Genomic DNA, 24,924 nt, shown 5'->3' on the forward strand with positions numbered 1-24,924 from the left:
CCCGTACGCTGCTCCCCATGGGGGAATTAGGGGAATCAACCGGCCTGATTGCCGGGGTGTTGGGGGCGCTGCCGTCGGTCGCGGCCGCAGCCACGCTGGTGTGGGTGGTCGCCCGTCCGCGTGTCACGGTTCGTCAGCGGCTCGGGCGCCTCGCCCGCCCGGCCACGGTCTGTGCGGTGCTCTCCCTGGTCACCAGTTTCGCCCTGCCGGAGGCGGGTCCAGGGGGCGGCTGGAAGCTGGCGGAGGTCGCCGTCCTGCTGCTTCTCCTGGGCGTGGTCACCCGGTGGTCGCCTCTGCGGGAGCTCACGGTCGCCGTTCCGCTGACCGCTCTCGCGGTGGCCTTGTGGCCGCTGCCGCTGGTCGCGGGTGAGTCCTTTCCGGAAGCTGTCGGCATCGCCACCTTCTGGCTGCTTCCGGCGGTCGCCGCAGTGGCGGCCGGCGCCTACCCCCGCCGCCAGGAACGGCGTCGCCGGAGCGCGGTGGCCGAGGCACGCAGTGCCCAGCGTCTTCAGCTCTCCCGCGATCTGCACGACTTCGTCGCCCACGACATCAGCGGGATCGTCGTCCAGGCCCAGGCGGCCCGCTTCGTCGCCACCACCGACCCCTCTCAGGCGGTACTCGCCCTGGAGCGCATAGAGAAGGCCGGTCTGAGCGCCCTGGCCGCGATGGACCGGACGGTACAGATGCTGCACGGCCCGGAAGCGGCGCCTGCCACCGAGCCGCTCCCCGGCGTTGCACACCTCCCCTCCCTGATCGAGGACTTCACGTCAGCAGGAGCCACCGAAGCGCACCTGGACCTGCCTCTCCCGGTCTCTGAGGCACTCTCGCGCGAGGTGGGCACCGTGGCGTACCGCATCGTCGTCGAGGCGCTGACCAACGTGCGCCGGCACGCCCCCGACGCCTCCCGCGTCACCGTCGTGTTCACCCCCACGGCCGCCGCTGTGGAGCTCCGGGTCACCGACGACGGCGACGCCCGCTCCACCCCGGCCCGCCGCCGCGTTCCCCGGGGTGGCCTCGGCCTCCCCGCTCTCACCGCGCACGCCCAGACGCTCGGCGGAACTCTTTCGGCCGGGCCGCACGGCGACTGCGGCTGGCAGCTCACCGCCGTCCTGCCTGCCACGTTCCCGGAAGAGACACCATGACGACGCCCCTCGGCCCGACCCGCATCCTGATCGCCGACGACCAGGAGGACGTACGCAGCGGCTTCCGCCTGATCCTCGGTTCGCAGCCCGACATGAGCGTCGTCGGCGAGGCGGCGGACGGCCTCGCCGCCGTCAACCTCGCCCGCGCCCTGCGGCCCGACCTGGTCCTCGCCGACATCCGCATGCCGGGCGTGGACGGCCTCGAACTCACCCGCCGCCTCACGGGCCCCGGGGTACCCGACCCGATACGCGTCCTCGTCGTCACCACCTTCGACCACGACAACTACGTGCGCACGGCACTGCACGACGGCGCCTGCGGATTCCTGCTCAAGCGCTCGGGCCCCGGCCTGCTGATCGAGGGGGTCAGAGCCGCGATGTCCGGCGACATCCTCATCAGCCCCCAGATCACCGTCCGGCTCCTCCAGACCCTCGCCCCCTCCCCCACCCCGGCAGCACCCCCACCCCTGTCACCTCTCACCGCCCGGGAGACCGAGACCGCCCGGCTGGTCGCCAAGGGCCTCACCAACGCCGAGATCGCCGAAAACCTCTCCATCTCACCAGGCACCGCCAAAACCCACATCGCCAACATCCAGACCAAACTGAAAGCCCGCAATCGCGTAGGCATCGCCGCCTGGACCTGGGAAAACGGCCTGGCCGACCCGACCCCCCGAAAGTAGCCCGCAGACCCTCCGCCCCCGACACGGAACCCGCCTGCGCCAACAGGGCCCCTCCCTCCCACCGGCGGTCGGCCGCGTACGAGACCGTGGGGTGGGAACGTGCCGGGGTGCCCCCGCAGCAAACTGCACACGAGGCAGCCATACTCCGATTGACCCCGCACCCTGCAGTTTGTGAGGAGGTACCCCGGCGCGGCCCCACCCCACCCCCGCACCGGAGAAACCGCGAACCCCTGTAGCCCGGCCGGCGTTTGAGGCCATCGGTGACCGCCACGGTCGATCCGGAGCTCAGGCCGAAGACAGCCCGGCCGGCGCCCGAGGGCCCGTCAGTGACCGGCACGGTCAAGCCGACCCCAGGCGAAAGACGGAGCCCAGCCGAAACAGACCCCCAGCCGAAGCCCGAGGCGCCAGCCTCACTCCCGCCCAGCGAGCATCCGCGCCGCGACCGGATGATTCCGAATCAGCTCCCCCAGCGTGGTCCCCCCACGCGTCACCTTGGCAAAGGCGTTCCACGCAGGCCGCACCCCGGTCAGCGCCGCATGCAACACCCCGGGCCGCCGGGCGAAGAGCTGATGGAGCCGTCGCCCCACAGCCATCTCCACCCCGAGCCCCGCCTTGATGGCGAAGGCGTAGTTGAGAGCCTGCCGCCGCGCGTCCACCGCGTCATGGGCCTCGGCGATCCGCAACGCCCACTCCCCCGCGAGCCGCCCCGAACGCAGCGCGTACGAGATCCCCTCCCGCGTCCAGGGCTCCAGCAGCCCGGCCGCGTCCCCGCAGACCACCACGCGCCCCCGGGAGAGCGGCGAGTCGTCGGTCCGGCAGCGCGTCAGGTGTCCCGAGGAGAGCGAGGGCTCGAACCCGGCCAGGCCGAGCCGGGCGATGAAGTCGGTGAGGTAGCGCTTGGTGGCCGCGCCCTCGCCACGGGCGGAGATGACACCGACGGTCAGCGTGTCCCCCTTGGGGAAGACCCAGCCGTAACTGCCGGGCATCGGCCCCCAGTCGATGAGCACCCGCCCCTGCCAGTCCTCGGCCACGGTCTCGGGCACCGGAATCTCCGCCTCCAGCCCGAGGTCGACCTGATCGAGCTTCACCCCGACATGTGCGCCTATCCGGCTGGCACTGCCGTCCGCCCCGACCACGGCGCGGGCCAGCAGCGTCTCCTCCGCGCGCTGGCCGCCGGGCCCGGAGGTCTGCACGAAGACGGCGACGGTCCGCCGGTCGGGTACGGCCGGACCGTGCTGCTCCACCCGGAGCACGGTCGCGCCGGTCCGCAGCTCGGCCCCCGCCTTCTGCGCCGCCTCGACCAGCCGCTGGTCGAACTCGGGGCGGTTGACGAGGCCGAAGAGCATCTGCCGGGACCGGCGCGTACGGGCGAAGCGCCCGTCCAGCGAGAAGGTCACCGCACGGACGCGGTCCTGGAGGGGCAGGTCGAAACCGGGCGGCAGATTGTCCCGGGAGGGGCCGATGATGCCGCCGCCGCAGGTCTTGTAGCGGGGCAGTTCCGCCTTCTCCAGCAGCAGGACGCGACGCCCCGCCACGGCCGCCGCGTAGGCCGCCGACGCTCCCGCGGGGCCTGCCCCGACCACGACGACGTCCCACACCTGCCGGTCGTCACCGGCTGAGTTCTCGCTGCTCACGATGGTCTACCGCTCCCGATCCAGCTTCCTGCCGCGCCTGTCCACGGGCATCCTACGACCGCGGCCGTCCCCCGGCCGCTGTGGGAGGATCGGCCGTGCATTCGACGCGCGCCCATCCGCGCGCCACTCGTTCAACGTCGCACCCACCAGGAGCGTGCCCATGCCGTCCACTCCGATCGCCGAGACCGTCGCCGCGCTGATGCCGCGGGCGAAGGAGGAGCTCACGGAACTCGTGGCCTTCCGTTCGGTGGCGGACGAGGAGCAGTTCCCCCGTGCGGAGTGCGAGGCGGCGGCCGACTGGGTGGCCGACGCCCTGCGTGGCGAGGGGTTCCAGGACGTGGCTCTGCTCGACACGCCCGACGGCACCCGGTCGGTCTACGGCTACCTGCCCGGCCCCGAGGGCGCGCGCACCGTACTCCTCTACGCCCACTACGACGTGCAGCCGCCGCTGGACGAAGCCGCCTGGGTCACCCCGCCCTTCGCGCTGACCGAGCGGGACGGGCGCTGGTACGGGCGCGGCGCCGCCGACTGCAAGGGCGGCTTCATCATGCATCTGCTGGCCCTGCGGGCGCTCAAGGCGGCCGACGGGGTCCCGGTCCACGTCAAGGTCATCGCGGAGGGCTCCGAGGAGCGGGGCACCGGCGGCCTGGAGCGGTACGCCGAGGCCCACCCCGAGCTGCTGCGGTCCGACGCGATCGTCATCGGCGACACCGGCAACTTCCGCCTCGGCGTGCCGACGGTCACCGCCACCCTGCGCGGCATGGCCATGGCGCGGTTGACCGTGGACACGCTGGCGGGCAACCTCCACTCGGGCCAGTTCGGCGGTGCCGCCCCCGACGCGCTGGCGGCGCTCATCCGCGTGCTGGACTCGCTGCGCGACGAGGACGGTTCCACCACGGTGGAAGGTCTGGCGAACGACGCGGTCTGGCCCGGCCTCCAGTACCCGGAGGAGGAGTTCCGCAAGGACGCGAAGGTCCTCGACGGCGTCCGGCTGACGGGAAGCGGCACGGTCGCCGACCGCATCTGGGCCAGGCCGTCCGTCACCGTCGTCGGCATCGACTGCCCGCCGGTGGTCGGGGCCACGCCGTCCGTGCAGGCGAGCGCCCGGGCCCAGATCAGCCTGAGGGTTCCGCCGGGGGTGGACGCGGCCGAGGCGATGAAGCTGCTGGCCGCGCATCTGGAGCGCCACGTGCCGTGGGGCGCGCGGGTCAGGGTCGAGCAGATCGGCGAGGGCCAGCCCTTCAGCGCCGACACGAGCAGCCCCGCGTACCGGGCCATGGCCGAGGCGATGGCCGCCGCCTACCCCGGCGAGCAGATGCAGGAGGCCGGCCAGGGAGGCTCGATCCCCCTCACCAACACCCTCGGCTCCCTCTACCCGGAGGCCGAGATCCTCCTCATCGGCCTCTCGGAGCCCGAGGCCCAGATCCACGCCCCGAACGAGTCGGTCTCCCCGGAGGAACTGGAGCGGCTCGCGGTGACGGAGGCGTACTTCCTCCAGAACTACGCCCGGACGGCCGCCGCCACCGGCTGACCGGCCCTCAGCCGGGCGGGGCCCGCGGCGAACCCGTGACGGGCCCGTCGCGGCACCCCGGCGCGGCGCAGGTCAGCGCTCGCGCGCCTGCGCCCCGCCGGTCCAGCGGCGATGAGCGGCCATGTCGACATTGCTGCCGCACACAACCGTCGCCACGGAACGGCCGGCGAAGCGGTCGCGGTCTTCGAGGAGCGCGGCGACGCCGAGCGCGGCCGACGGCTCGACGACGAGACCGGCGTGGTCGAGAAGCAACCGCATCCCCGCGACGATCGACTCCTCCCGGACCAGGACGACGTCGTCGGCGACCAGGAGGAGATCGTCCAGGACGGCAGGGATCGGAAACCGTCCGGCCACCCCGTCCGCGATGGTGTCGGCCGACGGGGTGGTGACGACGCGGCGCCGGCGCCAGGAGTACGCCAACGCCGGTGCGCCCAGCGCCTGCACGCAGACCACCTCGACGTGCGGCGCCAGCTCCTTGAGTACGTGACCCACCCCTGTGGCCAGCGCCCCACCCCCGAGGGCGAGTACGACGGTGTCGAACGGCGGACCGGAGTTCACCAGCTCCCAGCCGATGGTCCCCGCGCCTTCGCAGGTCTCGAGGTCCAGGCTGTCCTCCAGCAGACGGATGCCCGCGTGCCGGGCGAGGTCCGCCGCCCGCTCGCGAGCCGACTCGTGGTCGCCGTCGACCAGTTCCAGCGTCGCGCCCAGGGCCCGGATGCGGTCGAGCTTGGCCGCGGTCGCGCTGCGGGAGGCCACCACGGTCACGTCGAGGCCCCGGGTACGCCCGGACCAGGCGAGGGCCTGCCCGAGGTTGCCCGCACTGGCGCACACCGCTGCCCCCCGGCCCGCGTCGGCGAGCAGACTCGCCACCACCTCGGTGCCGCGCCCCTTGAAACTGCGCACCGGGTTGGCCGTCTCCAGCTTGATGTTCACCGCACACCCGAGGCGGGGCTCCAGCGCCTCGCACCGGTAGAAGGGCGTGTCGAGGAAGACCGGGTCGATCAGCCGGCGGGCCGCCAGAATGCGCGCGGTGTCGAGACGCGTCTGCGGCACGGCCGCCCCCTGGAGGTGGTCTTGGGGCGGGCCCGGGTGGTCGAGCGGCGCCGTCGATCCGTCGTCATGAACTGAGCGGTGAGCAGCCGGGGTTCCTCAGCAACGGGGAGCCGCACCCGGCCGCCGGGCAGCCCTGCGCAGGTCGGGCCGCATCGGCCCTCAACAGCATGGCGGGGGACCACCCTCACCTCAACGGCACCCCCCGCTCCAGATACAGCGGCCCCCCGGTCCCCCGCGCCGCCACGGCCCACCGCAACCGTTCGAACCGTACCGGCGGCAGCAGCCCCTCGGCCTCGTCGAGGCCGACGAACCGGCAGGCCCGCAGTTCCGGGCCGGGCAGCAGCATCGAGGCGGCGGCGCGGCTGTCCAGCCGTCCCCCGTCGAAGAGGAGCCGCAGGCCGCCGAAGCCGGGCGGCATCGGCGGTTCCCAGTCCATGACCAGCAGGCGCAGCCGGCCCTGTTCCAGGCTCAGCCCCGTCTCCTCAGCGACCTCGCGCACCCCTGCGGCGGCGGGCGCCTCACCGGGTTCGACTATCCCGCCGGGGAACTCCCAGCCGGGTTTGTAGGTCGGGTCGACGAGCAGGACCCGCTCCCGCTCGTCGAAGAGCAGGACTCCGGAGGCGACGGTCTCGGCCGTCGGTTGGGGGGTCTGGACGATGTCGCAGGTGCGCGCGCCGCCTTCGTGGAGCAGGTCGGCGATGCGCCGTGCGCTCTGGGCGGGCGAGAGCCCCCGGGTGTCGAGGACGTGGGCGTCCGCCGCGAGCCAGGCGGCGAGCACGGCACCGTACGCGGCGGGATCGTGCGGAGGGCGGGAGGCGGTCCGGGTCCCGGTCGGCGTCTCGGCGGAGCGCGCCCGCAGGATCGTTTCGCCAGGGTCTACGAGTACGTGGCTGACGGTGATGCGGCGGGCGGCGAGAGCCCCGAAGATCTCGTCCCGGTACTCCTGGCGCAGCAGGCTGCCGGGGACGACCACGTCGCCGCCGGTCTCCGCGAAGAGCGCGGCGGCGGTGTCGACGACCAGCCGCCGCCACATCGGGAGCTCCTGGAGGTCCGCCACCTCGGCCAGCCGTTTCGGTGGCAGCAGCCGGACGAGTTGCTCCTCGACCGTCTCCGGGTCGAAGAGCACACTCCGCGGGAGCAGCTCCGTCAGTTCCTTCGCCACGGCGGTCTGGTCCGCCCCGAACGCACCGTTGACCCAGATGATCACGGTTCCCCCTCATCCGTAGACGCCAGTGGCTTGCCCGCCCCACAGTGCCACGGAAACCCACCGCGTTCAGAGAGGGCCGCCCGCCGCCGAATGCGCCGGTCGTGCGCCCCTCCAAGCGCCCGTGCGCCGGGCTGCACGACTGGCGGGCCCACCGCGCTCGGCCCTCACACGCGCCCCGCACCTGTGACGGCGTACGCCCCGTCAGGCGGCCTGCCGGCGGCTCTCCGCCGATCCGCCCCAGCCGTCCTCCCGGAGAACGGCGGCGGCCGCCCCGATGAGCCCGGCGTCCGTCCCGGTCCGCGCCGGAACCACCGTCAGGCCGCGGACGAAGGCAAGGGTGGCGTACTGGTCGAGCGCCCGGCGCAACGGGGCGAAGAGCACCTCGCCCGCGGCCGCCACCCCGCCCCCGATCACCGCGATCCGGACCTCGGTCAGCGTCGCGGTGGCGGCTATCCCGGCCGCCAGCGCGCCGCCCGCGCGGGCGAAGGAGGCCCGGGCCACCGGGTCACCGGCACGGGCGGCGGCGGCCACCGCGGCGGCCGAGGTGTCACCGTCGGGCCCGGGTCGCCACCCTTCCGCCAGGGCCCGGGCGGCGATGTGGGGGCCGCTGGCGATGCGTTCGACGCACCCCCGGCCGCCGCACGGGCAGAGGTCGCCCTCGAAGTCGACACTGATGTGGCCGAGGTGACCGGCGTTGCCGCTCGGCCCCGCGTAGAGGCGGCCGCCGAGGACCAGTCCGCCGCCCACGCCGGTGGAGACGACCATGCAGAGCGCGTCGTCGTAACCGCGTGCCGCACCCTGCCAGTGCTCGGCGGCCGCGACGGCGACACCGTCGCCGATCAGCCGCACCGGCCGCGCGCCCACCACCTCCCGGACCCGTTCGACCAGCGGGAAGTCGCGCCAGCCCGGGATGTTGACCGGGCTGACCGTGCCGGCCGAGGCGTCGACCGGTCCCGCGCTGCCGATGCCGAGCGCTCCGGCCCGCTCCCAGTCGGGGTGCGCGGCGAGTTCCCCGAGCGCCGCGTGGACGGCGGCCACCACCCGCTCGCCGTCCTGGTCCGCCGGGGTCGGCCGCTGCGCCCGCCGGACGACGCGCCCCTCCCGGTCGACGAGGGCGGCGGCGATCTTGGTGCCGCCGATGTCCAGCGCGGCGGTCAGGTCGGTACGGGTCACGGTCGGAGCTCCTGTGGAGGCACCGGCCGTCGCGGGCGCCCCTGAGTACGTCTCTTGGTCCTGATCCATTGTCCCCCCGGTTTGACAACGTTGTCCACACTCTATGCTCGACGCCACGGCCCCGACAGGCCGGGCCAGACCGGCCGTTCGCGCGACCGGGCCGGGCGTACGTCCCGCAGCAGGCGGGGCCGGAAGCCGGGCGGCTGGCCACGTCAGGCACCGGGCCGGCGTCCGGCCCGAGGACAGGACAGCGCACCGTGGCCCAGACCGTCCGCCGCCCCGCACCGCGTTACGGCAACCGCCCCACCATGAAGGACGTGGCCGCCCGGGCGGGCGTGGGGCTGAAGACCGTCTCCCGGGTGGTCAACAGCGAACCCGGGGTGACGGTGGAGACCGAACGGCGGGTCCGCGAGGCGATCGACGCCCTCGGCTTCCGGCGCAACGACAGCGCCCGCGTCCTGCGCAAGGGCCGCACCGCCAGCGTCGGCCTGATCCTGGAGGACCTCGCCGACCCCTTCTACGGGCCGCTCAGCCGGGCCGTGGAGGAGGTCGCCCGCGCCCACGGGGCCCTGCTCATCAACGGCTCCAGCGCCGAGGACCCCGAGCGGGAACGGGAGCTGGCCCTCGCCCTGTGCGCCCGACGGGTGGACGGCCTGGTCGTCATCCCGGCGGGCGAGGACCACCGTTACCTGGAGCCGGAGATCGCCGCCGGGGTGGCCACGGTCTTCGTCGACCGCCCGGCCGGGGGCATCGAGGCCGACGCGGTCCTCTCCGACAACGCGGGCGGAGCCCGCGAGGGCGTCGCCCACCTGCTCGCCCACGGCCACCGCAGGATCGGCTTCATCGGCGACCTGCCGCACATCCACACCGCCGCCGAGCGGCTGCGCGGCTACCGGGAGGCGATGGTGGAGGCGGGGGCGCCGGTCGACGAGCGCTGGGTCTCGATGGGGCCGACCGGCGCCGAGCGGGTGGCGGCCGAGGCCGCGCGGCTGCTCTCGGGCCCGGAGCCGGTCACCGCCCTGTTCGCCGGGAACAACCGGGTCACCGTCACCGCGCTGCGGGTACTGGCCGACCGGGAGGAGCCCGTCGCCCTGGTCGGCTTCGACGACATCGAACTGGGCGACCTGCTCCGCCCCGGGGTGACGGTCGTGGCCCAGGACGCCGCCCTGATCGGCCGCACCGCCGCCGACCTCCTCTTCGGCCGCCTGGAGGGCGAACCGGCGCGGCCCCGCCGCGTGGAGCTGCCGACGCGGCTGATCGTGCGCGGCTCGGGGGAGCTGCCGCCTGCGGGGCGGTAGCGCCGCACCACTCCCCGGTCCTCCCGTCCAGGCGTCCGCGCGGCAGGTCGGCGTGGCCGTGGTGGCGGGCGTACTCCTCGATCATGCGGGTGAGGACGTAGCGAAGGCGCGGCGCACCAGGCCCAGCAGGCCGACGGCGGGGACGGCGGGGATGCGGAGCTGGTCCGGGGTCAGGTCCTCGCATTGCCGGGCGAGGGTGGCGCGCTGGTGGTCCGGGCAGCCGGTGAGAAGGGCCCGTTCGTCGGCGTCGTGCGGGGGTCGGGAGGCGCGGGTGGGACGCCATGGGGCGGGCTCGCCGGGTGTGTACGGCTCTGACGAGCGGGGCTCGCCGGGCGGGCGGCGGGAAGGGCCGCGCCCGCCCGGCGCTTCGTCAGGCTCCCCGCCCGGCGCCCAGTTCGGCGCGGCGGGGGCGGGCGTACGTCTCCAGGTCGGCACGGGTGAGGCCGCTGAGGCGGGCCACCTCGCCGTTGTCGAGGGCGCCGCACTCCAGGCCGCGCAGGAGGTGGGCGGCGAGGGCCTTGGCGGTGGCGGGCTCGTCCATGACGTCGCCGCCGGTGCGGTTGGCGTAGGCGGCGAGGCGGGCGGCGGCCTGTTCGAAGCTCTCGCGGTAGAAGGCGAAGACGGCGGCGTAGCGGGTCGGGATGTGGGCGGGGTGCATGTCCCAGCCCTGGTAGTAGGCGCGGGCCAGGGCGCGGCGGGTCAGGCCGTAGTGCAGGCGCCAGGCGTCGTGCACCTTGGGGGTGGGGCCGACGGGCAGGACGTTGGTGGAGCCGTCGCTGACCCGGACGCCGGTGCCGGCGGCGGCGACCTGCATGACGGCCTTGGCGTGGTCGGCGGCGGGGTGGTCGCTGGCCTGGTGGGCGGCGGCGACGCCGAGGCAGGCGCTGTAGTCGAAGGTGCCGTAGTGCAGGCCGGTGGCGCGGCCCTCGGCGGCGTCGATCATGCGGGCGACGGTGGCGGTGCCGTCGGGGCCCAGGATGGACTGGCTGGTCTCGATCTGGATCTCGAAGCCGAGCCGTCCGGCGTCCAGCCCGTGGGCCTTCTCGAACGCCTCCAGCAGCCGGGCCATGGCGGTGACCTGGGCGGCGTAGGTGACCTTGGGGAGGGTGAGGACCAGGCCGGAGGGGAGCGGTCCGGAGTCGAGCAGGGTGGTGAGGAAGAGGTCGAGGGTGCGGATGCCGCGGTCGCGGACGGCGGCCTCCATGCACTTCATCCGGATGCCCATGTAGGGGGCGGCGCTGCCGTCGGCGTAGGCGGCGGCGACGGTACGGGCGGCGCGGACGGCGGCCTCGTCCTCCTCGGCGTCCGGGCGGGGGCCGTAGCCGTCCTCGAAGTCGATGCGCAGGTCCTCGACGGGCTCGCGGGTGAGCTTGGCGCGGACGCGGTCGTAGACCGGTGCGGCCAGGTCGTCGGCGAGGCCGAGGACGGCGGCGAACGAGGCGGCGTCGGGAGCGTGCGCGTCGAGGGCCTCGAGCGCCTCGTCGCCCCAGTCGCGCAGGGTGGTGGGGCCGAAGGCGTCGGCGGGGACGTAGACCGTGTGGACGGGCTGGCGGGTGCCGGGGTCGCCTGGGTAGCGGCGCTCCAGCTCCGCGTCGACCGGGGCCAGCAGGGCTCCGATCTCCTCGGTGAGACCGCTGCCGAAACTGGTGGCCGCCTGCTCGTGCTGACCCATGCCCACACTCTCCTCATTTCCGCTTGTCGGAATCAAAGATCCGCACTGCGAAGTTATCCGGGTGATCTGCTCCGGTCAACACCGGTCCGGCGACGGCGGGCACCCCGCGGACGGTACGCCGGAGCCCCCGGCACCGGCCGGGTGGGCCGGGGGCGGGGGCTCAGGGCGTACTGCGCGGGGTCGTCAGCCCTTGCGGGCCTTGACCTCCTCGGTGAGCTGCGGGACGACCTCGAAGAGGTCGCCGACCACGCCGTAGTCGACCAGCTCGAAGATCGGGGCCTCTTCGTCCTTGTTGACGGCCACGATGGTCTTCGAGGTCTGCATGCCGGCGCGGTGCTGGATCGCACCGGAGATGCCGTTGGCGATGTAGAGCTGCGGCGAGACCGACTTGCCGGTCTGGCCGACCTGGCTGGTGTGCGGGTACCAGCCGGCGTCGACGGCGGCACGCGAGGCACCGACGGCCGCACCGAGCGAGTCGGCGAGCGCCTCGATGATCGCGAAGTTCTCCGCGCCGTTGACGCCACGGCCGCCGGAGACGACGATCGCGGCCTCGGTCAGCTCGGGGCGGCCGGTGGACTCACGCGGGGTGCGCGAGACGACCTTGGTGCCGGTGGCCTTCTCCGAGAAGGAGACGGTCAGCGCCTCGACCGCGCCGGCGGCCGGGGCGGCCTCGACGGGGGCCGAGTTGGGCTTCACGGTGATGACCGGGGTGCCCTTGGAGACGCGGGACTTGGTGGTGAACGCGGCCGCGAAGACGGACTGCGTGGCCACCGGGCCCTCGTCGCCGGCCTCCAGGTCGACGGCGTCGGTGATGATGCCGGAGCCGATGCGCAGCGCCAGGCGGGCCGCGATCTCCTTGGCCTCGGCCGAGGAGGGCAGCAGCACGGCGGCCGGGGAGACGGCCTCGTACGCGGCCTGGAGCGCGTCGACCTTCGGGACGACCAGGTAGTCGGCGAACTCGGGGGCCTCGGCGGTCAGGACCTTGACCGCGCCGTGCTCGGCGAGCGCGGAGGCGGTGTCGGCGGCACCGGCACCCAGCGCGACGGCGACGGGCTCGCCGATGCGGCGGGCCAGCGTCAGCAGCTCCAGGGTGGGCTTGCGGACGGCGCCGTCCACGTGGTCGACGTAGACGAGAACTTCAGCCATGGGACTTCAATCTCCTGCTTGCGAAGGGTGAGAGGGCGGTGGGGTGGCCGGTCCCGGCGCTGTCGCGCGCGCTGCGGCCGGTGAGGCTGCGCCTCAGACGAACTTCCGCTCCGCCAGGAAGGCCGCGAGCTGCTTGCCGCCCTCGCCCTCGTCCTTGACGATCGTGCCGGCCGTGCGGGCCGGGCGCTCCGTCGCGGAGTCGACCTTGGTCCAGGCGTTCTCCAGGCCCACCTCGTCGGCCTCGATGTCGAGGTCCTCCAGGTCCAGGGACTCCACCGGCTTCTTCTTGGCCGCCATGATGCCCTTGAAGGACGGGTAGCGGGCCTCACCGGACTGGTCGGTGACCGAGACGACCGCCGGGAGGGCGGCCTCCAGCTGCTCGGTGGCGGTGTCGCCGTCGCGGCGGCCCTTGACGGTGCCGTCCTCGACCGAGACCTCGGACAGGAGGGTGACCTGCGGGACGCCCAGGCGCTCGGCCAGGACGGCCGGGAGGACACCCATGACGCCGTCGGTGGAGGCCATGCCGCAGATGACCAGGTCGTAGCCGGTCTTCTCGATCGCCTTGGCCAGCACCAGCGAGGTGCCCATGACGTCGGTGCCGTGCAGGTCGTCGTCCTCGACGTGGACGGCCTTGTCGGCGCCCATGGACAGCGCCTTGCGCAGCGCGTCCTTCGCGTCGTCGGGGCCGACGGTCAGCACGGTGATCTCCGCGTCGTCCGCCTCGTCCGCGATCTGGAGCGCCTGCTCGACCGCGTACTCGTCCAGCTCCGACAGCAGACCGTCGACATCGTCACGGTCCAGGGTCAGGTCATCGGCGAAGTGCCGGTCGCCGGTGGCGTCGGGCACGTACTTCACACAGACAACGATCCTCAAGCTCACGCCGGCTCTCCTACTGCATCGTCATTTCTTGGCTGCGTACTGGAACGCAGCATAGGCGCCTGAAGAGGCGAATCCCGATGGGGGCGGACCGCGCTCCGACCGAAATATTACTCGTCAGTACACCCAGCTCCTGCCCGGTAAGCAAGCGCTTTGCACTGTGATCTGGCCTACCCCGGCCGGGGCCGGCCAACCCGGAACGATTCAGTCCCGCAGGGCGTTGTAGCGCCCGTCGTGGTGGACCAGCGGACGGCCGGGTCCGGCCGGATCTCCGGCCACCACCTCCGCCACCACGACCCGATGGTCCCCCGCCGGGACCCGCGCCACCACACGGCACACCAGCCACACGGGCACCGATTCCAGCAGGGGCACCCCTTCGGGTCCCTCCCGCCACCGGGTCGGCGGCGCGAACCGGTCTGCCCCGCTCCGGGCGAACGTGCCGGCCAGCTCGCGCTGGTGCTCGCCGAGCAGGTGGACGCCGACGTGCTCCGCCTCGGCGATCACCGGCCAGCTGCTGGAGGCCGTACCGACGCCGAAGGAGACCAGCGGCGGTTCCGCCGAGACCGAGGTCAGCGAGGTGGCGGTGAATCCGGCGAGCCGGCTCCCGCGCGCGGTGATCACCGCGACACCGGCCGGGTGGCGCCGGAACGCGGCCCGCAGGAGTTCCGGCGACCCGTCGAGCGGGGCGCCGGCGTCCGCGTTCCCCTCCGTACCGCCGTGCGGGCTCCCGGGGTTCGGCGGGGAAGGCGACGGGAGTCGGGGGGCGGTGCGGTTTTCGGCGGGCGACATGACGTCACCCTGACGAGAGGTGGGGCGGCACGTCAAGCGGAACCGGGTGGTCCGAGCCGCCGGGCGCGCGGACGTTCGCCGAAGTCACAGGGCTTGGGCGAGCCCCGCCAGGACGTCGGCCTTGCGTGGAGCGCCGGTGGCGCGGAGGGCCACGCGACCCCGGCCGTCCAGGATCAGCACGGTGGGCGTCCGTTCGACGCCCACGGCGCGGACCAGGTCGAGGTGGGCCTCGGCGTCGATCTCCACGTGGCGGACCCCGGGCACCAGGGCGGCGACGTCGTCGAGGACACGCCGGGTCGCGCGGCAGGGCTGGCAGAAGGCGGTGGAGAACTGCACCAGCGTGGCCCGCTCCCCCAGCTCGGTCCCGAGCCGGCCTGCGTCCAGCACCTGGAGCGGCGTCTCGCCCACCTGGAGCGGCGTCTCGCCGCCGTCCCCGGCCGTACCGCCGGTCGCGGTCTCCCGCCCGTCCGCCATGGCCGCCTCACTCTCGTCTCGCCCCACGCGTCACGTCCATCCTGCCGAACCGGTGACGGGCACTCCTGATTCCCCCACGAAGGCCACCCGTTTCACCCTCCGCGCGCGGAAGAACCAGGTCAGACGTGACGAAGCTCTCTCGGCGTACCGGAACCGGGGCTGGTCTCCGGCCCGTTCTTGGGGCACGATCTGCGCAACGCCGAAAACCTACGGCTCCGTAACTTCCACCGGGAGAGCCCTCCCCGGGTACAGAAGGGTCCCCACTTACATGGCAGAACTCGTCTATCGACCGGTCATCGGTGCCGCGCAAACGATGTTCAAGGCACTTGACCTGAAGATCGAGTGCCGGGGCTCCGAGCACATCCCGCGTGTCGGCGGTGCGGTGCTGGTCAGCAACCACATCAGCTACATGGACTTCATCTTCAACGGCCTGGCGGCGCTGCCGCAGAAGCGGCTGGTGCGGTTCATGGCGAAGGACTCGGTCTTCCGCCACAAGATCTCCGGTCCGCTGATGCGCGGCATGAAGCACATTCCGGTCGACCGCAAGAAGGGTGAGGCGGCCTACGCGCACGCGCTCAACTCCCTGCGTTCCGGCGAGATCATCGGCGTCTTCCCCGAGGCCACCATCTCCCAGTCGTTCACGCTGAAGTCCTTCAAGTCCGGCGCGGCCCGCCTGGCGCAGGAGGCCGGGGTCCCGCTGATCCCGATGGCGCTGTGGGGCACCCAGCGGATATGGACCAAGGGCCACCCGCGCAACTTCCGGCGCAGCCACATCCCGATCACCATCCGCGTCGGCGAGCCGCTGGAGGCACCCGCCGACCAGTACGCCGGGGCGATCACCCGCCGGCTGCGGGAACGGATGCAGGAGCTGCTGGAGGCGGCGCAGCGCGCCTACCCGGTGCGCCCCAAGGGCCCCGAGGACACCTGGTGGATGCCGGCCCACCTGGGCGGCACCGCGCCGACCCCGGAGGCGGTACGCGAGGCCGAGCAGAAGGACTGACGCCACGTCGGCCCTTCCCCGCCGGACGGGCGCTTCCCTGTACGGGAGGCGCCCGTCCGCCGTTGCGCCGCCGCCGTCAGCGCGGGTCCGCGAGGTCGGCCGGGAGCAGCCCGCCCAGTTCCGTACGGTCCCGGGCGCCCTGGAGGGCGGTGAGCACCCGGGGGTGAGCGGTGGCGTGGACGCCGGGGAGGTCGGCCTCGCCGAGTGCGGGACGTACCGGCCAGACCAGGTGCTCGGCGGTGAGGGAGAAACGGGCGGCGCGGCCGGGTTCGCCGCCGCGCGGGTCCTGCCGGTGCCAGCCGTCGCCGCCGGGCAGGGCGAGGGCGATCAGCCCGTGGACGACCGTCGCCGGCTCCTCGTCGCTCCGGCGCAGCCGCTGGTAGCAGAGCCCGGCCGGGATGCCGCCGGCCCGCAGCAGCGCGCAGAGGGCGTGCGCCTTGGCGTGGCAGATGCCGGTGGCGGAGGTCAGCACGTCGGAGGCGCGCCAGGTGACGCGGGGATCGCCGGTGTCGTCGGAGTGGGCGACCCGGTCGCGTACGTATGTGAAGGCGGCTTCGGCATATTCATGCACGGGTAGCCGGTCGGCGCCGAGCGTTGCGGCCAGTCGGCGGACCACGGAGGCCCCGTGGTCGACGACCTCGTCGGAGTGCAGGTAGGCGGGCGTGTTCCAGGGTTGTGCGAGGGTGGACGGCATGGGCGGAATCTAGGGCGAGCGACCACCCGCATGCAATGCATTTACGGGTGGCCGCATAGGTATGAGTCCTAGGGGTGTGCCGGGGTCAGCGGCCCATCTCCTCGCGGAGGGCGGCCGCGAAGGCGTCGACGTCCTCCTCCTGGGTGTCGAAGGAGCACATCCAGCGGACCTCCCCCGCCTGCTCGTCCCAGAAGTAGAAGCGGAACCGCTTCTGGAGGCGCTCGGAGACGTCGTGCGGGAGCCGGGCGAAGACGGCGTTGGCCTGCACCGGGTGGACGATCTCCACGCCGTCGACCGTCTCCACGGCCTCGGCGAGGCGGCGAGCCATGGCGTTGGCGTGCCGGGCGTTGCGCAGCCAGAGGTCCTTGGCGAGCATCGCCTCCAGCTGCACCGAGACGAACCGCATCTTCGAGGCCAGCTGCATCGACAGCTTCCGCAGGTGCTTCATGTGGCGGGCGGTGTCCGGGTCGAGGACGATCACCGCCTCGCCGAAGAGCATGCCGTTCTTGGTCCCGCCGTACGAGAGCACGTCGACGCCGACCGCGTTGGTGAAGGCGCGCATGGGGACGTCGAGGGAGGCCGCGGCATTGGCTATCCGGGCGCCGTCGAGGTGGACCTTCATGCCGCGCTCGTGGGCGTGGTCGCAGATCGCGCGGATCTCCTCGGGCGTGTAGACCGTGCCCAGTTCCGTGTTCTGGGTGATCGAGACGACCTGCGGCATGGCCCGGTGCTCGTCGTCCCAGCCGTACGCCTCGCGGTCGATCAGCTCGGGGGTGAGCTTGCCGTGCGGGGTGGGGACGGTGAGCAGCTTCAGCCCGCCGACGCGCTCGGGCGCCCCGCACTCGTCGACGTTGATGTGGGCGCTCTCCGCGCAGATCACCGCGCCCCAGCGGTCGGTCAGCGCCTGGAGGGCGACGACGTTGGCGCCGGTGCCGTTGAAGACCGGGAACGCCTGCGCCGAGCCGCCGAAGTGGCTGCGGACGATCTGCTGGAGGTGCTCGGTGTAGTCGTCCTCCCCGTACGCCACCTGGTGCCCGCCGTTGGCCAGGGCGAGGGCCGCCATGACCTCGGGGTGGGCGCCGGCGTAGTTGTCGCTGGCGAACCCGCGGATCTGCGGATCGTGGCGGCGCCGCGCGTCGGTGCGGGGCGGGTTCACGGCTTCTCGGTCAGCCACAGACGGTTTCCGTTCACTTCCCTGGTCGGGTCTCCCCACGTCTCGACGATGGCCTGGGCCAGGTCGGTCACGTCGGTGAAGCCCGCGAACTTCGCGTTGGGGCGCTCGGCGCGCATCGCCTCGTGGACCAACGCCTTGACCACCAGGATCGCAGCCGCGGCGCGGGGGCCGTCCTCGCCCCCGGCCTTGCGGAAGGCGTCGCCGAGGGCGAGCGTCCATGCCTCGGCGGCGGCCTTGGCGGCGGCGTACGCGGCGTTGCCGGCGGTGGGCTTGCTGGCTCCGGCGGCACTGATCAGCAGGTAGCGGCCGCGGTCGCTGCGCTCCAGGGCGGGGCGGAAGGCCAAGGAGGTGTTCTGGACCGTGCGGATGAGGAGCTTCTCCAACAGGTCCCAGTCCTGGAGGGCGGAGTCGGTGAGGTCCGCGCCGCCGCGCCAGCCGCCGACCAGGTGGACGAGACCGTCGATCCGGCCGAAGTCCTTCTGCACGCGGTCGGCCCAGTCCTGGGTGGCGTGCAGGTCGAGGAGGTCGATGGTCTCGCCGATGACGGTGGCGCCGCCGTGGGCGTAGCGGGCGGCGTCCACGGCCTCGGCCAGGCGCTCCACGTCGGCGTCGGCGCCGATCACGGTGGCGCCGGCCTCGGCCAGGCGCAGCAGGGTCGCCCGGCCCGCGGGTCCGGCCGCGCCGGCGACCGCGACGACGGCTCCTTCGAGGGACTGCGGGGTCGCGCTGTGCTGTGTGTCGTTCATGGCCGTCACCTTCCCGCCGGGGCGGAGGCGTCCGCACCGGTCTCACTGGCGGCCCCGGCCGTTGCCGGGTCCTGGGCAGTGATCCCCTTCGTGGCGGCGATCACACCTTTGAGCTTCTTCTTGAGGGCTTCGTAGAACATGCTCAGGGGGAACTCGTCGGGCAGCACGTCGTCGACGAGCTTGCGCGGCGGGAGGGTGAGGTCGAGGGCGTCGGGGCCCTTGGCCCAGCGGGAGCCGGGGTGCGGCGCGAGGTAGGTGGAGACCAGGTCGTACGCGGCGAACCAGTGGACGAGCTTGGGGCGGTCGATGCCGTCGCGGTAGAGCTTCTCGATCTCGGCGCAGAGCTGGTTGGTGACCTGCGGGGCCCGCTCCCAGTCGATGCTGAGCCGGTTGTCGGTCCAGCGGACGACGTCGTGGCGGTGGAGGTAGGCGAAGAGGAGCTGGCCGCCGAGGCCGTCGTAGTTCCGGTTGCGCTCGCCGGTGACCGGGAAGCGGAACATGCGGTCGAAGAGGACCGCGTACTGCACGTCGCGGCCCTGCGGGAAGCCGTCGGCCTCCAGCTTCACGGCCTCCTTGAAGGCGGTGAGGTCGCAGCGCAGCTCCTCCAGGCCGTACATCCAGAACGGCTGGCGCTGCTTGATCATGAACGGGTCGAAGGGCAGGTCGCCGTGGCTGTGGGTGCGGTCGTGGACCATGTCCCACAGGACGAACGCCTGCTGGCTGCGGTCCTGGTCGGCGACGAGGGCGCGGATGTCGTCGGGGAGCTCCAGGCCGAGGATGTCCACGGCGGCCTCGGTGACCTTGCGGAAGCGGGCCGCCTCGCGGTCGCAGAAGATGCCGCCCCAGGTGAAGCGCTCGGGGGCCTCGCGGACGGCCACGGTCTCGGGGAAGAGCACGGCCGAGTTGGTGTCGTAGCCCGAGGTGAAGTCCTCGAAGGTGATGCCGCAGAACAGCGGGTTGTCGTAGCGGGTGCGCTCCAGCTCGGCCAGCCAGTCGGGCCAGACCATGCGCAGGACGACCGCCTCGAAGTTGCGGTCGGGGTTGCCGTTCTGCGTGTACATCGGGAAGACGACGAGGTGCTGGAGGCCGTCGGTCCGCCCGGCGGCGGGCTGGAAGGCGAGCAGCGCCTCCAGGAAGTCCGGCACGCCGAAGCCGTCGTCGGCCCAGCGGCGGAGGTCCGCGACGAGGGCGCGGTGGTACGCGGCGTCGTGCGGGAGGAGCGGGGCGAGCGCCTCGACGCCGGCGATCACGCGCTCGACGAGGGCGCGGACCGCCTCCGGGGCGGGTGCGCCGTCGGCGGCGAGGTCGACGGAGCCGTCGGCCTGCTGGAGGAGGCGCAGCTCCTCGACGGCCTCCTTGAGCAGCGGCCAGGCGGGGTCGTCCACGACGCGGGGAGCCGAGTCACCGGACGTCCGCCCCTCCAGCGCGGCGTCCTGCGCAAGAATTTCCGTCATGCCTCGTACCTCCCGGGAAGAACTTCACGTACGGCTCACCGTAGGCAGACGTCTCACGTCAACACAAGGGATCTCGAAAGATACTGCGGCCACACCCCTTGATCGCCGCTGTTTTTCCTGTCACCCTCCGCTCGCCGGAAGACAGGGGCCTCCTGCCCCGCGTTGCGGGAGCTAGCTCCAGCGTGGCCCCGGCCGGCCTTTCCCGCACGTCAAGCCGGGGGCGGCGACACGCCCACGTCCGAGGGGGAAGAGCCGGTCAGGGCCTAGGCTGCATGCCGACGCGGCACCTGAGTGGTACGGGCCGCGGCACAGCCGTCGACGAAACGAGCGGAACTTGAACTTCCTCACCATCGGCCACCGGGGAGCCATGGGCCACGAGCCGGAGAACACCCTGCGGTCCTTCGTCCGGGCCGAGCGGTCCGGCGTCGACCTGATCGAACTCGACCTGCACCTGAGCAAGGACGGCGCGCTGGTCGTCATGCACGACGCCGAGGTGGACCGGACCACCGACGGGCGCGGCCCGATCGCCGAGAAGACCCTCGCCGAGCTGCGGGAGCTGGACGCGGGCCAGGGCGAGCGCGTCCCGGTCTTCGAGGAGGTGCTGGAGGCCGTCGACGCCCCGCTCCAGGCGGAGATCAAGGACGTGGCGGCGGCCCGCGCGCTCGCCGAGGTGCTCGCCGAGCGGCAGCTGACCGACCGGGTCGAGGTCATCTCCTTCCACGACGAGGCCCTCGCCGAGACCGCCCGGCTGCTGCCCGGGGTCCGGACCGCGCTGGTGGCGAGCCGCTACGGCACCGACGTGGTGGACCGGGCCCTGGCCGTCGGCGCCACCGCCCTCGTGCTCAACCTGCGGCGCCTCACGCTGGAGATCGCCCAGCGGGCGCACAAGGCCGACCTGCGGTTCTTCACCTGGACGGTCAACACCGAGGAGCAGCTGCGGCTGGCCCTCGCCTTCGGCGCGGACGGCGTCACCACCGACCTCCCGGAGATCAAGGAGGCGGCCGCCCGGCTGCGCGGGGTCAGCCGATCGGCTTGACCAGCAGCTCGAAGGCGAGGTCGTCGCGGAGCGGCAGGCCGAACCGCTCGTCGCCGTACGGGAACGGCGTGGTCTCACCGGTGCGCCGGTAGCCGCGCCGCTCGTACCAGGCGATCAGCTCCTCGCGGGCCGAGATCACCGTCATGTGCATGGCGCCTACGCCCCACTCCTCGACGGCCAGGCGCTCCGCCTCCGCGATGACCCGGCGGCCCACTCCCCCGCCCTGGAGGCCGGGCCGGACGGCGAACATGCCGAAGTAGGCGTGGTCCCCGCGGTGGTCGAGCTGGCAGCAGGCGATCAGCTCGCCGTCCCGCTCGGCCATCAGCAGGCGGCTGCCCTCGCCCCGGATGATGTCCAGGACCCCCTGGCTGTCGGTCCGCTGCCCTTCGAGCAGGTCGGCCTCGGTGGTCCACCCGACCCGGCTGAACACGCCCCGGTACGCCGACTCCACCAGCGCCACCAGCTGCTCCACGTCGGCCTCGGTGGCATCGCGGTAGAGCAGTTCTCCGGCGGCGGGGGCGGGCACGGTGTCCATGGAGCGGGCCTTTCGTGGGGCGGTGGAGCGCACGCCGTGGGCGGGCACGGCCGAGAGTAACGCGCTTCCCCGGCCGTCCGTCGGCCGGTCCGGCACGTGGTCCGCCGGCCCCCTAGACTCGGCGGCATGGTGCATGTGCTGAGCAGCCGGACCCTGTTGCGCCCCGCCGACCCGGAGCGGTCGCGGAGCTTCTACGGCGAGACGCTCGGGCTCGCCGTCCACCGCGAGTTCGGCACCGGGCCCGAGCGGGGCACGGTGTACTTCCTCGGCAACGGCTTCCTGGAGGTCTCCGGCCGTGCCACGGACCCCGTCACTCCGGGCCTGTGCCTCTGGCTCCAGGTCGCCGACGTGGCCGCCGCCCACCAGGAGCTGGCGGAGCGCGGGGTGGAGATCCTGCGGGAGCCGCGCCAGGAGCCCTGGGGGCTGATCGAGATGTGGATCGCCGACCCGGACGGCACCCGGATCGTACTGGTGGAGATCCCGGCCGAGCATCCGCTGAGGTACCGCCCCGGCATCTGACCGCCTCCCGGCGGCCAGGCGCCTCGCGGGCCCTTACAGCCCGCCGAGCCGTCCTTCGAGCTGGAGGAGGAGGCCGGAGAGCAGGCCGGTCAGTTCCTCGTGGCCGTCCTCGTCCAGTCCGGCGAGGACGGCCTTCTCGTAGGCCAACTGCTCGGGGAGGATGCCGTCGACCAGCGCCCGCCCGGCGTCGGTGAGGCGGACCCGGGCGACGCGGCGGTCACGGGTGTCGGCGCGGCGCTCGACCAGTCCGCGCTCCTGGAGCTGCTTGACGCGCTTGGTCACGGCGGCGCCGGAGGAGAAGGTCTCGCGGGCCAGTTCCCCGGGGGTCAGCTCGTCGCCGGTCCGGCGCAGCGCCCCCAGCAGGTCGAACTCGGCACGGCTCAGCCCCGCCCGGCGCAGCGGCGCGTCCTCGGCCTGCTGGAGGAGGGCGGCGCAGCGGTTGACGCGCCCGATGATCTCCATCGGAGCGGTGTCGAGGCCGGGGTGGACGCTCTGCCACTGCCGGATCACCCCGGCGACGGTGTCGCCGTCCCGCCGCCGCGCTGCCGTACCGGTGTTCATGTGCTCGCACCCTTCGGGACGGGGAGCCCCTGCCGTCGTACTGTCGCTGCGAGCGTACGGTGCGCGGCCTGTTCGGCGAGCAGGACCTCCTGCTGGGGCAGGGCGCGCTGCCACCATTCGCCGGAGGCCGCGTCGACCGCGTTCCGCAACTCGACCAGGGCGCCGGTGAGGCGGCGGCGCCGGCCCTCCAGGGTGACCGGGTCGGCGTCGGGGGCCGCCAGCGCGGCGTCGGCCTCGGCCTGGGCGCGGGCGGTGGCGGCGAGGGCGTCGCCGATGAGGCTGGTGGCGCGCCGGTTGGTGACGAGGACGGCGGCGAGGATGCCGACGGCGGCACCGACCAGCGTGTCCACGACCCGGTCGAGGGCGAGTTCCCCGGTGTTCTGGAAGTGGCCGAACTCGGTGATGAGCAGGGCCATCGGGGTGACGCAGACGGTGCCGAGCCAGTAGTTGCGGCCGATGAGGGCCTCGGCGCTGAAGTTGAAGGCGAGGCAGCACAGCACGAGGGCCGCCTGGTTGAGGTGGCTCAGGGGGGCGATGGCGACGAAGAGGGCCACGCCGACGAGGTTCCCGAACACCCGCTGGACGCCCCGGGACCAGGTGAGCGTGATGTTGGCCTGGAAGATCGAGGCGGCGGTGACGATCGCCCAGTACGGCCGGCCGACGCCGAGCGCGTACGAGACGTATCCGGCGAGGGCGCAGCCCACGGCGGAGCGCAGCATGATCGGCAGCAGGGGCGAGCCGGGGCGGAATCCGCGCAGCAGCGCACCGCCGGACCTCGCCCGGTAGGCGCGTTCGACGGCGACGCCCGCGAGTTCGTCGGCGGTGCCGGCCGCGTCGGCCGGGCGGGGCACGGGCCCGGCGCCGGTGGTGCGGTCCGCCCAGTCGCGCAGGAGGGCCGGGTCGCTCTCGTCCGGGCGGGCCAGCGCGGCCTCGGCGTGGACGAGGAGGTGTTCCAGGTCGCGGCGGACCGGGGTGCGGGTGCCGGTGGCGAGGAGCGACTGCCAGGCGGCGTGGGTGGCGCCGGCGGCCTGGCCGCGCGGCCCGCCGGCGTGCTCCGCTCCCGCCTCCCGGACCTTGGCCACGTAGGCGGCGGTGGCGCGGAGCGCGCGGCTCACCGCGATCCGCTCGGGACCGTGCCGGCGGACGAGCGCCGGGGCCATGCAGACCGCCCAGGCGAGCACGGCGCCTCCGGCGGCGAGCGCGACGCGGCCGGGCACCTGGCCGAGGGTGGAGGGGGTGAAGAGGGTGGCGGAGGAGATGAAGGTGAGGATCAGCTGGCCGGGCGGGCCGATCCGCACAGCGTCGCAGACCCCCTTCTGCACGGCGGCCATCAGCGCGCCGACGGCGATGAGCACGTACGGCGAGTCGGTGAGCGCGGCCACGACCAGCGCGAGGGCGAAGCCCCCCACCATTCCGGCGCAGACGCCGGCGAGGGTCCGCGCGCGGGCCGCGTAGGGGAGGTTGTGGCAGTAGAGGGCACAGAGGGAGCCCGCCATGGTGAACATCGCGAGGTCGATCCGGCCGAGGAGCAGCAGCGTGATGTTGGGCAGCCCCGCCGCGACGACCACGCTGTACGCCCGCTTGTACCAGATGTCGGCGGGCGCCCCGAGGGCGAGGAGTCCGGCGAGGGGGAGGCGGTGGACGCGCCGCGCCGGCGCGGTGTGCGAGGTGGAGGGTGGCGTGCTGCTCATACAAAAACCTTAGCAGGTGTTTTACTCGCGAAACATTTCTGGATACACCTACCTTTGCGGCCGGTGGGTGCGAGCAGCCGAGGGCGCAGGCGCACGCCTGGCTCACCGGGCACCCCGTGCGCCCCCCTTCGCACATCCGTGCGCCCGGGTGGGGCGGGCGAGCCCCGGGCATGACCACCTGCGACACCGCCCGACGGGGGCGGACCGCACCACCGGGGAGGTCTTCACCGTGCACGGACCCGTCTCGGCCGCCTGGTTGCTGGTGGCGCTCTGCCTGGCCAGCGGGGCGTACTGCCTGCTGCGCATGCGCACGCGCGGCCAGGAGGGGCAGGGCGCGGCGGGCGAGGCGCTGATGGGGTTCGGGATGGCGGTGATGGCGGTCCCGGCCGCCTTCGTCACGCTGCCCGAGGCGGCCTGGTTCGCCGGCGCGGCCGCCTTCACGGCCACCGGGGTCCACGCGGCCCTGACGGCCCGGCGCAGCCCGCACCACCTGCACCACCTCGTGGGCTCGGCGGCGATGGTCTACATGTGCCTGGTGATGGCCGCCGCCCCGGCCGCCCACCACGGCCAGCACGCGGGCCCGGGCGGCCTGCCCGCCGTCACCGGGCTGCTTCTCGTCTATTTCGCCGGGTACGCCCTGCTAGCCGGGGTCCGCCTCATACCGGCCCCGGCCACCGCGCCTGGAGGTGCCGGGCCGGTGCCCGGCACGCCGGGATGGGGGGAGCGCGCGGAACTGGCGCTGGTCTGCCGCCTCACGATGGCGATAGCCATGGTGTCGATGCTCCTCGCCATGTAGCGGTGGCGACCGGGCGAAGGCCCGGCACCCCGACGGCAAACGTGTC

General features: G+C 73.5%; 24 protein-coding genes and 1 pseudogene. 8 read left to right on the plus strand and 17 right to left on the minus strand.

All coding sequences use genetic code 11. The features are described 5' to 3' along the window. Positions 1–56 precede the first annotated feature (56 nt). Both OIM89_RS01180 and OIM89_RS01185 read left to right on the plus strand, forming a co-directional pair. On the plus strand, positions 57–1,142 hold the full coding sequence (locus tag OIM89_RS01180) for a sensor histidine kinase (RefSeq protein WP_319802333.1): 1,086 nt from the start codon (positions 57–59) through the stop codon (positions 1,140–1,142). Next, positions 1,139–1,819, plus strand: coding sequence for a response regulator (locus OIM89_RS01185; RefSeq protein WP_030696860.1), 681 nt, complete (start codon positions 1,139–1,141; stop codon positions 1,817–1,819). The genes OIM89_RS01180 and OIM89_RS01185 overlap by 4 nt, the downstream gene beginning before the upstream one ends. Positions 1,820–2,229: 410 nt before the next feature. On the opposite strand, the gene OIM89_RS01190 is transcribed toward OIM89_RS01185, so the two are convergent. Continuing rightward, the gene (locus OIM89_RS01190) at positions 2,230–3,453 is read right to left on the minus strand and encodes a geranylgeranyl reductase family protein (RefSeq protein WP_030696861.1); all 1,224 of its coding nucleotides are present in this window, start codon (positions 3,451–3,453) and stop codon (positions 2,230–2,232) included. A gap of 160 nt (positions 3,454–3,613) precedes the next feature. On the opposite strand from OIM89_RS01190, the gene OIM89_RS01195 reads away from it, so the two are divergent. Continuing rightward, the gene (locus OIM89_RS01195; RefSeq protein ID WP_264490892.1) at positions 3,614–4,984 is read left to right on the plus strand and encodes a dipeptidase; all 1,371 of its coding nucleotides are present in this window, start codon (positions 3,614–3,616) and stop codon (positions 4,982–4,984) included. Positions 4,985–5,056: 72 nt separating this feature from the next. On the opposite strand, the gene OIM89_RS01200 is transcribed toward OIM89_RS01195, so the two are convergent. From OIM89_RS01200 to OIM89_RS01210, 3 genes are all read right to left on the minus strand, one after another. Then, positions 5,057–6,037: a threonine/serine dehydratase gene (locus tag OIM89_RS01200; RefSeq protein ID WP_047466772.1), complete on the minus strand. Its 981-nt coding sequence runs from the start codon at positions 6,035–6,037 to the stop codon at positions 5,057–5,059. Positions 6,038–6,221: 184 nt separating this feature from the next. Continuing rightward, on the minus strand, positions 6,222–7,244 hold the full coding sequence (locus tag OIM89_RS01205) for an NUDIX domain-containing protein (protein WP_175458451.1): 1,023 nt from the start codon (positions 7,242–7,244) through the stop codon (positions 6,222–6,224). A gap of 201 nt (positions 7,245–7,445) precedes the next feature. Beyond that, a complete protein-coding gene (locus tag OIM89_RS01210; protein WP_238470239.1) occupies positions 7,446–8,417 on the minus strand; it encodes an ROK family protein in 972 nt (323 codons plus the stop codon). Between the two features lie 257 nt (positions 8,418–8,674). On the opposite strand from OIM89_RS01210, the gene OIM89_RS01215 reads away from it, so the two are divergent. After that, the gene (locus tag OIM89_RS01215; protein ID WP_195730019.1) at positions 8,675–9,715 is read left to right on the plus strand and encodes a LacI family DNA-binding transcriptional regulator; all 1,041 of its coding nucleotides are present in this window, start codon (positions 8,675–8,677) and stop codon (positions 9,713–9,715) included. A gap of 34 nt (positions 9,716–9,749) precedes the next feature. Here OIM89_RS01215 and OIM89_RS29935 read toward each other — a convergent pair. The 6 genes and pseudogenes from OIM89_RS29935 to OIM89_RS01240 form a co-directional block, all read right to left on the minus strand. Next, positions 9,750–9,998: pseudogene (locus OIM89_RS29935) on the minus strand (DUF664 domain-containing protein); the annotation flags it as partial. Positions 9,999–10,085: 87 nt separating this feature from the next. After that, positions 10,086–11,387 carry a DUF6986 family protein gene (locus OIM89_RS01220; RefSeq protein WP_195730020.1) on the minus strand — a complete coding sequence of 434 codons (1,302 nt, stop codon included), beginning with the start codon at positions 11,385–11,387 and terminating at the stop codon, positions 10,086–10,088. Positions 11,388–11,570: 183 nt separating this feature from the next. After that, positions 11,571–12,533, minus strand: coding sequence for an electron transfer flavoprotein subunit alpha/FixB family protein (locus tag OIM89_RS01225; protein WP_030696868.1), 963 nt, complete (start codon positions 12,531–12,533; stop codon positions 11,571–11,573). A 93-nt stretch (positions 12,534–12,626) separates the two neighbouring features. Beyond that, positions 12,627–13,412, minus strand: coding sequence for an electron transfer flavoprotein subunit beta/FixA family protein (locus OIM89_RS01230; protein ID WP_003952263.1), 786 nt, complete (start codon positions 13,410–13,412; stop codon positions 12,627–12,629). A 201-nt stretch (positions 13,413–13,613) separates the two neighbouring features. Beyond that, a complete protein-coding gene (locus OIM89_RS01235) occupies positions 13,614–14,198 on the minus strand; it encodes a flavin reductase family protein (protein WP_030696869.1) in 585 nt (194 codons plus the stop codon). 84 nt (positions 14,199–14,282) lie between these two features. Beyond that, entirely contained in the window at positions 14,283–14,672 is a 390-nt protein-coding gene (locus OIM89_RS01240; RefSeq protein ID WP_264491766.1) for a thioredoxin family protein, read from the minus strand. A gap of 268 nt (positions 14,673–14,940) precedes the next feature. On the opposite strand from OIM89_RS01240, the gene OIM89_RS01245 reads away from it, so the two are divergent. Beyond that, on the plus strand, positions 14,941–15,672 hold the full coding sequence (locus tag OIM89_RS01245; RefSeq protein ID WP_030696871.1) for a lysophospholipid acyltransferase family protein: 732 nt from the start codon (positions 14,941–14,943) through the stop codon (positions 15,670–15,672). Between the two features lie 76 nt (positions 15,673–15,748). Here OIM89_RS01245 and OIM89_RS01250 read toward each other — a convergent pair whose 3' ends face one another. The 4 genes from OIM89_RS01250 to OIM89_RS01265 all read right to left on the minus strand — a co-directional run bounded on the left by OIM89_RS01250 (position 15,749) and on the right by OIM89_RS01265 (position 19,740). After that, entirely contained in the window at positions 15,749–16,366 is a 618-nt protein-coding gene (locus OIM89_RS01250) for a transglutaminase-like domain-containing protein (protein WP_047466766.1), read from the minus strand. A gap of 85 nt (positions 16,367–16,451) precedes the next feature. Continuing rightward, positions 16,452–17,522 carry a threonine aldolase family protein gene (locus OIM89_RS01255; RefSeq protein ID WP_030696873.1) on the minus strand — a complete coding sequence of 357 codons (1,071 nt, stop codon included), beginning with the start codon at positions 17,520–17,522 and terminating at the stop codon, positions 16,452–16,454. Then, on the minus strand, positions 17,519–18,286 hold the full coding sequence (locus OIM89_RS01260; RefSeq protein WP_023415808.1) for an SDR family oxidoreductase: 768 nt from the start codon (positions 18,284–18,286) through the stop codon (positions 17,519–17,521). The genes OIM89_RS01255 and OIM89_RS01260 overlap by 4 nt, the downstream gene beginning before the upstream one ends. 5 nt (positions 18,287–18,291) lie before the next feature. Further along, the gene (locus OIM89_RS01265; protein WP_030696875.1) at positions 18,292–19,740 is read right to left on the minus strand and encodes a DUF6421 family protein; all 1,449 of its coding nucleotides are present in this window, start codon (positions 19,738–19,740) and stop codon (positions 18,292–18,294) included. Between the two features lie 334 nt (positions 19,741–20,074). On the opposite strand from OIM89_RS01265, the gene OIM89_RS01270 reads away from it, so the two are divergent. Continuing rightward, positions 20,075–20,776: a glycerophosphodiester phosphodiesterase gene (locus tag OIM89_RS01270; RefSeq protein ID WP_030696876.1), complete on the plus strand. Its 702-nt coding sequence runs from the start codon at positions 20,075–20,077 to the stop codon at positions 20,774–20,776. On the opposite strand, the gene OIM89_RS01275 is transcribed toward OIM89_RS01270, so the two are convergent. After that, positions 20,760–21,311 carry a GNAT family N-acetyltransferase gene (locus OIM89_RS01275; RefSeq protein WP_030696877.1) on the minus strand — a complete coding sequence of 184 codons (552 nt, stop codon included), beginning with the start codon at positions 21,309–21,311 and terminating at the stop codon, positions 20,760–20,762. The genes OIM89_RS01270 and OIM89_RS01275 overlap by 17 nt on opposite strands. Before the next feature lie 126 nt (positions 21,312–21,437). Here OIM89_RS01275 and OIM89_RS01280 point away from each other — a divergent pair, with 126 nt between their 5' ends. Further along, positions 21,438–21,830 (plus strand): VOC family protein, encoded by a 393-nt coding sequence (locus OIM89_RS01280; protein WP_047142923.1) that lies wholly within the window; start codon positions 21,438–21,440, stop codon positions 21,828–21,830. A 33-nt stretch (positions 21,831–21,863) separates the two neighbouring features. Here the strand turns inward: OIM89_RS01280 and OIM89_RS01285 are convergent, their stop codons facing one another. Together OIM89_RS01285 and OIM89_RS01290 are read right to left on the minus strand one after the other, a co-directional pair. Continuing rightward, complete coding sequence (locus OIM89_RS01285; protein WP_151167418.1) at positions 21,864–22,391, minus strand: MarR family winged helix-turn-helix transcriptional regulator; 528 nt, start codon at positions 22,389–22,391, stop codon at positions 21,864–21,866. Beyond that, positions 22,388–24,082 (minus strand): FUSC family protein, encoded by a 1,695-nt coding sequence (locus OIM89_RS01290; protein ID WP_264490893.1) that lies wholly within the window; start codon positions 24,080–24,082, stop codon positions 22,388–22,390. Before OIM89_RS01290 ends, OIM89_RS01285 begins: the two co-directional genes overlap by 4 nt. Before the next feature lie 229 nt (positions 24,083–24,311). Here OIM89_RS01290 and OIM89_RS01295 point away from each other — a divergent pair, with 229 nt between their 5' ends. Continuing rightward, on the plus strand, positions 24,312–24,878 hold the full coding sequence (locus tag OIM89_RS01295; RefSeq protein WP_151167420.1) for a DUF5134 domain-containing protein: 567 nt from the start codon (positions 24,312–24,314) through the stop codon (positions 24,876–24,878). Positions 24,879–24,924 lie beyond the last annotated feature (46 nt).

It is taken from the genome of Streptomyces sp. BI87 (assembly GCF_025957665.1).
Lineage (GTDB): Bacteria > Actinomycetota > Actinomycetes > Streptomycetales > Streptomycetaceae > Streptomyces > Streptomyces albidoflavus.